The organism is Streptomyces sp. NPDC058045 (assembly GCF_042885635.1).
Classification (GTDB): domain Bacteria; phylum Actinomycetota; class Actinomycetes; order Streptomycetales; family Streptomycetaceae; genus Streptomyces.
In genome coordinates, this window is sequence record NZ_JBHVRR010000044.1 from 41160 (window position 1) to 47231 (window position 6072).

The window sequence follows — 6072 nt, forward strand, 5'->3', positions numbered from 1 at the left end:
ACTGCCTCGGCCCCGCCGAATGTCCGGGCCCCGTCAACGACCGGCGGGGCCCGCACCGCCCTCCCGTCAGGCTCTGCGGCGGGACGCCTCGTACAGCACCACACCGGCGGCGACACCCGCGTTGAGCGACTCGGCGCCGCCCGGCATCGGGATCCGGACCCGGATGTCGCAGGTCTCACCGACCAGCCGGGACAGGCCCTTGCCCTCGCTGCCGACGACGATGACCACCGGCCCGTCCAGCGCGGCCAGCTCCCCCAGCTCCGTCTCCCCGTCCGCGGCCAGCCCCACCACCGTCAACCCGGCCTTCTGGTACGACTCCAGGGCGCGGGTGAGGTTGGTGGCGCGGGCCACCGGGGTGCGGGCCGCGGTACCGGCGGAGGTCTTCCAGGCGCCGGCCGTCATCCCCGCGGCACGCCGCTCCGGCACCACCACCCCGTGCCCGCCGAAGGCGGAGACGGAGCGGACCACGGCGCCCAGATTCCGCGGATCGGTGACGCCATCGAGGGCGACGATCAGCGGGTCCGCGCCCTCGTCGTAGGCGGCCGCGGCCAGATCCTCCGGGTGCGCGTACTCGTACGGCGGGACCTGGAGGACGAGGCCCTGGTGGTTGAGGCCGTTGGTCATCCGGTCCAGCTCGGGGCGGGGCGCCTCCATCAGGTTGATGCCGCCGCGGTCCGCAGCGAGTTGCAGGGCCTCGCGGACCCGCTCGTCGTTGTCGATGAACTGCTGGACGTAGAGCGTGGAGGCGGGCACTCCCTCGCGGAGCGCCTCCACCACCGGATTGCGGCCGACGACCAGCTCGGAGGCGGCCTTGCCGCCGCGGCGCTGCTGCGGGCGGCGGGCGGTCTGCTTCGCCTTGGCGTTGGCGATGCGGTTCTTGGTGTGTCCCTTGCGCATCTCGGCGGGCGGGGTCGGGCCCTTGCCCTCCAGGCCGCGGCGACGCTTGCCGCCGCTGCCGACCTGTGCGCCCTTCTTGCCGGACATACGGCGGTTGTTGGCGGCCATGATCTACCTGTCTGTCGGGGTGCCGGGGGTTCCCGGTGGCTTGTCTCGCGGTGACCGGCGCCCTGTCGGAGGCCGGCCACCTGCTGGGTACGGGTGGGCGGTGCGGGTCAGCGCGGGCCGAGGCTCCAGCGCGGGCCCTGCGGGCTGTCCTCGATGACCAGACCGGACTGGCCGAGCTGGTCCCGGATGGCGTCGGCGGTGGCCCAGTCCTTGCGCGCTCGGGCGGACTCGCGCTGGTCGAGCACCAGGCGGACCAGGGTGTCGACGACGCCGTGCAGATCCTCGCCGCGGTCCTCCCCGCCGGACCACTGCGGGTCCAGCGGATCGAGACCGAGGACGCCGAGCATGGCCCGCACCTCGGACAGGCGCGCCACCGCCTCGTCCTTGTCGTCCGCGGCGAGCGCGCTGTTGCCCTGGCGGACCGTGGTGTGCAGGACCGCGAGCGCGCCGGGCACGCCGAGGTCGTCGTCCATGGCCTCGGCGAAGGCGGGCGGCACGGAATCGGCGGGCGGCACCGGCTTCCCGGCCTTCTCGGTGACCCGCTGCACAAAGCCCTCGATCCGTGCGAACGCCGACTCGGCCTCCCGCAGGGCCTCTTCGCTGTACTCGATGGTGGAGCGGTAGTGCGGGGTGCCCAGGTAGTAGCGGAGCACGATGGGGCGCCAGCGCTTGACCATCTCGGCGACGAGGACCGAGTTCCCCAGCGACTTGGACATCTTCTCGCCGCTCATGGTGACCCAGCCGTTGTGCACCCAGTACCGCGCGAACTCGTCGCCGTAGGCACGGGCTTGGGCGATCTCGTTCTCGTGGTGCGGGAAGATCAGGTCGATCCCGCCGCCGTGGATGTCGAAGACACTGCCCAGGTACTTGTGGGCCATCGCGGAGCACTCCAGGTGCCAGCCGGGACGGCCGCGGCCCCAGGGTGTCTCCCAGCTCGGCTCGCCCGGCTTGGCCGACTTCCACAGCGCGAAGTCCCGCGCGTCCCGCTTGCCGGCCTCGGCGTCGCCCGAGGGCTGCCGCAGATCGTCCAACTCCTGGTTGGACAGGGAGAGATAGTCGGGGAAGGACTTCACGTCGAAGTAGACGTTGCCCTCGGCCTCATAGGCGTGGCCGCGCTCGATGAGGCCGCGCATCATCTCGATCATCTCGGGGACATGGCCGGTGGCGCGCGGCTCGTAGCTCGGCGGGAGGCAGCCGAGGGCCGCGTAACCGTCGTTGAAGGCGCGCTCGTTCTCGTAGCCGATGGACCACCAGGGCCGGTCCTGCTCGGCGGCCTTGGAGATGATCTTGTCGTCGATGTCGGTCACATTCCGCACGAAGGTGACCTGGTAGCCGCGATAGGCGAACCAGCGGCGCATGATGTCGAAGTTGAGGCCGGAGCGGATATGCCCGATGTGCGGAGCCGCCTGCACGGTGGCACCGCAGAGGTAGATCGAGACACAACCCGGTACTAGCGGGGTGAAGTCACGGATCTGCCGGGCGCTGGTGTCGTGCAGGCGAATAGTCACCCCTCCAGGGTAGTAGGCGCGGGGCAGTGCCCCGGGCCGCCTGTGGACAACCGGCACCCGGGCCCTGCCCGACCGCGATTGTTCGCATCGTCGTACGGGTCAACTCGGCCGGGCGGGGCCGGTGGAGCGGTCAGCCGACGCGGACCAGGAGGGCGGTGGCGATCGCGGCCAGGCCCTCGGCGCGGCCGGTCAGACCCAGGCCGTCGGTGGTGGTCCCGGACACCGAGACCGGCGCGCCCGCCGCCTCGCTCAGCGCCTGCTGCGCCTCCGCCCGCCGCTTGCCGATCTTCGGCCGCACCCCGATGACCTGCACCGCGATATTGCCGATCTCGAATCCGGCGGCCCGCACGATACGGGCCGCCTCGGCGAGCAGCGTCGTACCGGAGGCGCCGGACCACTCGGGGCGGCCGGTGCCGAAGTGCGCGCCGAGGTCACCGATCCCGGCCGCGGAGAAGAGCGCGTCGCAGGCGGCGTGCGCGGCCACATCACCGTCGGAGTGCCCGGCCAGGCCGTACTCCTCGCCGTCCCACCGCAGCCCGGCGCACCACAACTCCCGCCCGCGCTCGAAGGCGTGCACATCGGTGCCGATACCGGTACGGGGGACGGGGAAGCCGCCCTCGGAGCCGCCGGAGGTGCGCTGCTCAGCGGACATCGGTGGCCCTCCTGCGGGCGAGTACGGCCTCGGCGAGGACGAGGTCCAGGGGGCGGGTGACCTTGAAGGCCTCCTCATGGCCGGGGACCAGCACCACCGGGACGCCGAGCCGCTCCACCATGCCCGCGTCATCGGTCGCGCCCTCGCTGTCGACGGCGACCGTCTCATGGGCGCGGACCAGGGTGGCGCGGTCGAAACCCTGCGGGGTCTGCACGGCGCGCAGCCGGGACCGCTCCAGGGTGGCCACCACCGGCTCCGGTTCCCCGGCCGGGCCCGGCTCGACCTCCTTGACGGTGTCGGCCAGCGGCAGCGCCGGCACCACGGCGGGCGCCCCGCCGCGTACCGCCTCGATCACCGCGTCGACCGTCTCCACCGGCACCAGCGGGCGGGCCGCGTCGTGCACCAGGACGATGTCGTGGCCCTCCGGCACGGCGGCCAGGCCGAGGGCGACGGACTCCTGGCGGGTGTCGCCGCCGGGCACCACCTCGAAGTCGGTCCGCTCGCCGAGGGTGTGCGCCGCCAGCAGCGCCTTGACCTCGGTGGTGCCGTCCGGCGGGGCCACCACCACGACCAGGCGCACCGCCCGGGACGCGGCCAGCGCGCGGACCGCGTGCACCAGCATCGGGACGCCGCCCAGAGTGCGCAGCGCCTTGGGGGCGCCGGGGCCGAGCCGCACGCCGCGTCCGGCGGCGGGGATCACCGCGGCCGTCCGTACCGCGGTGCACGGCGCGGGCAGGGAATCGTCAGTCATCGGTTCCGTTCAGGTTTGTACGCTCGGGCGAGGTGGGTATGGCCTGGGCGTGCCCCCGACGGGAGCCGGGGGAGTGCCGGGCACGACGCCTCGACCGGACCCTTCCGTGACATCGGTCGAGCGGACGGTCCGGGCCCGGCACACAGTACGGCGCAGTGGTGGTTGTATACGCGGACATGCCGCAGCGCCCGGCGACGGCTCAATGGCGTCAACGGGCACCGCGGCATCTGCGTGTCAGGACGCGAGAACCTCGTCGAGCAGGGCCTCGGCCTTGTCCTCGTTGGTGTTCTCCGCGAGGGCGAGTTCGCTCACCAGGATCTGGCGGGCCTTGGCGAGCATACGCTTCTCACCTGCGGAGAGACCGCGCTCGCGCTCACGCCGCCACAGGTCGCGGACGACTTCCGCCACCTTGATGACATCACCGGAGGCGAGCTTCTCCAGATTCGCCTTGTAACGACGGGACCAGTTGGTGGGTTCTTCCGCATACGGTGCGCGCAGCACCTCGAAGACCCGCTCCAGCCCGTCCTGACCGACCACATCACGCACGCCGACGAACTCCGCATTGTCCGCTGGCACACGTACCGTCAGATCGCCCTGGGCGACCTTCAGCACCAAGTAGGTCTTGTCCACGCCTTTGATCTGGCGAGTTTCGATTGCCTCGATCAGCGCGGCCCCGTGATGGGGATAGACCACGGTGTCGCCAACCTTGAACGTCATGTGACAGGTACCCCTTCCGTGGCTATCCAGGGTAACACGAGAACGGCGCTTACTGAATGGCGTTTTCGCAGGTCAGGGCATATCTCGGGGCTTGACAAGGGTAACCGCGACGTGCTTCGAAGCCTCATCCGGGGCAGGTATCCGCAGGTGGGAGCGGCTGCGCGGGGAGGGTGAAAGGCGGACGTTAGGTGCACTCGACACGCGACCGCAAGCACTGAACATCCCCATATGTCCGATTCCAGATAGGTGACTTTCGCTACTCCGTTCGGGGCCGGGACACCTGCGGGAACCGAATCCGGAATTGATCACACAAGTCTCGGGGACCTCACCCACCACTCCTCGCACTCCCGTCAATTGATCAATTTCAAGCCGCGTTCATTCGGCGAGGGGAAATCCACCCCGCCTCAACCCCGCGCCACTCCCCCGCGATGCTGATCGCTTGCTGATCGCTTAGCGTCGGCGGCCGCATATGCCTCTCTCATATCGCGCTCCTATCGCGCCCCGTGACCGCCGCCGGACCGGCCGCGGGGCAACGGGCGGACCGGCCGCGGGGCAGCGGGCGGGCGGGCCGCGGGGCATGGGGCGGGTCGGGTGCATCGCCGTCACAGCGGGTCGATAGCCTAGGCACGCTGACATACCCTCGGGCGGCCGACCGGCCGCCCGTCCCCGGTTCCGTACCGCCCACGTTCAAGGAGTTGCCGCCGCCGTGAGCAGCAGCCTTCGACGCGGCGTCCTTGCCGCCGCCATCGCTATCTCCAGCCTGGGCCTCACCGCATGTGGTGCCGGCAACAGCGCCGCCACTCTTGAGGTCAAGCCGGACAACGCCGAGACGGCCGTCGGTGACGTCAAGATCCAGAACGCCATGGTCATCACCCAGCCCGACGAGGCCACCGGCCCCGCGGTGGTCTCCGCGCGCATCTTCAACAACGGACGCACCGACCAGACCGTGGACTCGGTGACGCTCACCGGCACCAGCACCTCGGCGCAGTTGACGCCCGCCCAGGCCACCGGGAAGGTCGTGGTGCCGGCCGGCGGGTCGGTGATGTTCGGCGGCAAGGGCAACGCCTCCGCGGTGCTGCCCGAGGGCCACGAGGCGGTGCGGGCGGGCGACGCCCAGGCGCTCACCTTCACCTTCAGCAAGACCGGCGAGGTCAAGATGACCGGCTTCGTCGTGCCGGCGAACAGCTACTTCACCGAGTGGGGCCCGAGCGAGCTGCCGAAGCCGACGGCCTCCGCCAAGCCCGGCGCCTCCGGCAAGCCGAAGGATTCCGCCTCCCCGGACGCGAGCGCCTCGACCGGCTCGGGCCACTGACCGGACGCTTCACTCATGCCGGAGGGCGGCACCCCGTTCGCGGGGTGGCGCCCACCCGCGGTCCACCTCGTGCGCCGCGGCCTACGGCTCGAACATGTAGCCCACGCCGCGGACCGTCACCAGATCT

The 6072-nt window shown here is 71.3% G+C and carries 6 protein-coding genes; 1 reads left to right on the plus strand and 5 read right to left on the minus strand.

The annotated features are described in order from the left end of the window. Positions 1-66: 66 nt before the first annotated feature. The 5 genes from rlmB to ACFVST_RS23145 form a co-directional block, all read right to left on the minus strand. Positions 67-1005, minus strand: a complete 939-nt coding sequence (gene rlmB / locus ACFVST_RS23125) for a 23S rRNA (guanosine(2251)-2'-O)-methyltransferase RlmB (protein ID WP_390155166.1) — start codon at positions 1003-1005, stop codon at positions 67-69. A 107-nt stretch (positions 1006-1112) separates the two neighbouring features. After that, positions 1113-2513, minus strand: coding sequence for a cysteine--tRNA ligase (gene cysS / locus ACFVST_RS23130; protein WP_390155168.1), 1401 nt, complete (start codon positions 2511-2513; stop codon positions 1113-1115). Positions 2514-2643: 130 nt separating this feature from the next. Beyond that, positions 2644-3165, minus strand: coding sequence for a 2-C-methyl-D-erythritol 2,4-cyclodiphosphate synthase (gene ispF / locus ACFVST_RS23135; protein WP_390155170.1), 522 nt, complete (start codon positions 3163-3165; stop codon positions 2644-2646). Continuing rightward, a complete protein-coding gene (gene ispD, locus ACFVST_RS23140; RefSeq protein WP_390155172.1) occupies positions 3155-3916 on the minus strand; it encodes a 2-C-methyl-D-erythritol 4-phosphate cytidylyltransferase in 762 nt (253 codons plus the stop codon). The genes ispF and ispD overlap by 11 nt, the downstream gene beginning before the upstream one ends. A 234-nt stretch (positions 3917-4150) precedes the next feature. Further along, on the minus strand, positions 4151-4633 hold the full coding sequence (locus ACFVST_RS23145) for a CarD family transcriptional regulator (protein WP_050374646.1): 483 nt from the start codon (positions 4631-4633) through the stop codon (positions 4151-4153). Between the two features lie 706 nt (positions 4634-5339). Between ACFVST_RS23145 and ACFVST_RS23150 the strand changes: the two genes are divergently transcribed. Further along, positions 5340-5945, plus strand: coding sequence for a DUF461 domain-containing protein (locus ACFVST_RS23150; protein WP_390155175.1), 606 nt, complete (start codon positions 5340-5342; stop codon positions 5943-5945). Positions 5946-6072 lie beyond the last annotated feature (127 nt).

What these genes read in the sequence shown, in the direction of transcription:
- ispD (WP_390155172.1), bottom strand. Translation starts at nt 3,916, where the DNA reads ATGACTGACGATTCCCTGCCCGCGCCGTGCACCGCGGTACGGACGGCC.
- ACFVST_RS23145 (WP_050374646.1), bottom strand. Translation starts at nt 4,633, where the DNA reads ATGACGTTCAAGGTTGGCGACACCGTGGTCTATCCCCATCACGGGGCC.
- ispF (WP_390155170.1), bottom strand. Translation starts at nt 3,165, where the DNA reads ATGTCCGCTGAGCAGCGCACCTCCGGCGGCTCCGAGGGCGGCTTCCCC.
- rlmB (WP_390155166.1), bottom strand. Translation starts at nt 1,005, where the DNA reads ATGGCCGCCAACAACCGCCGTATGTCCGGCAAGAAGGGCGCACAGGTC.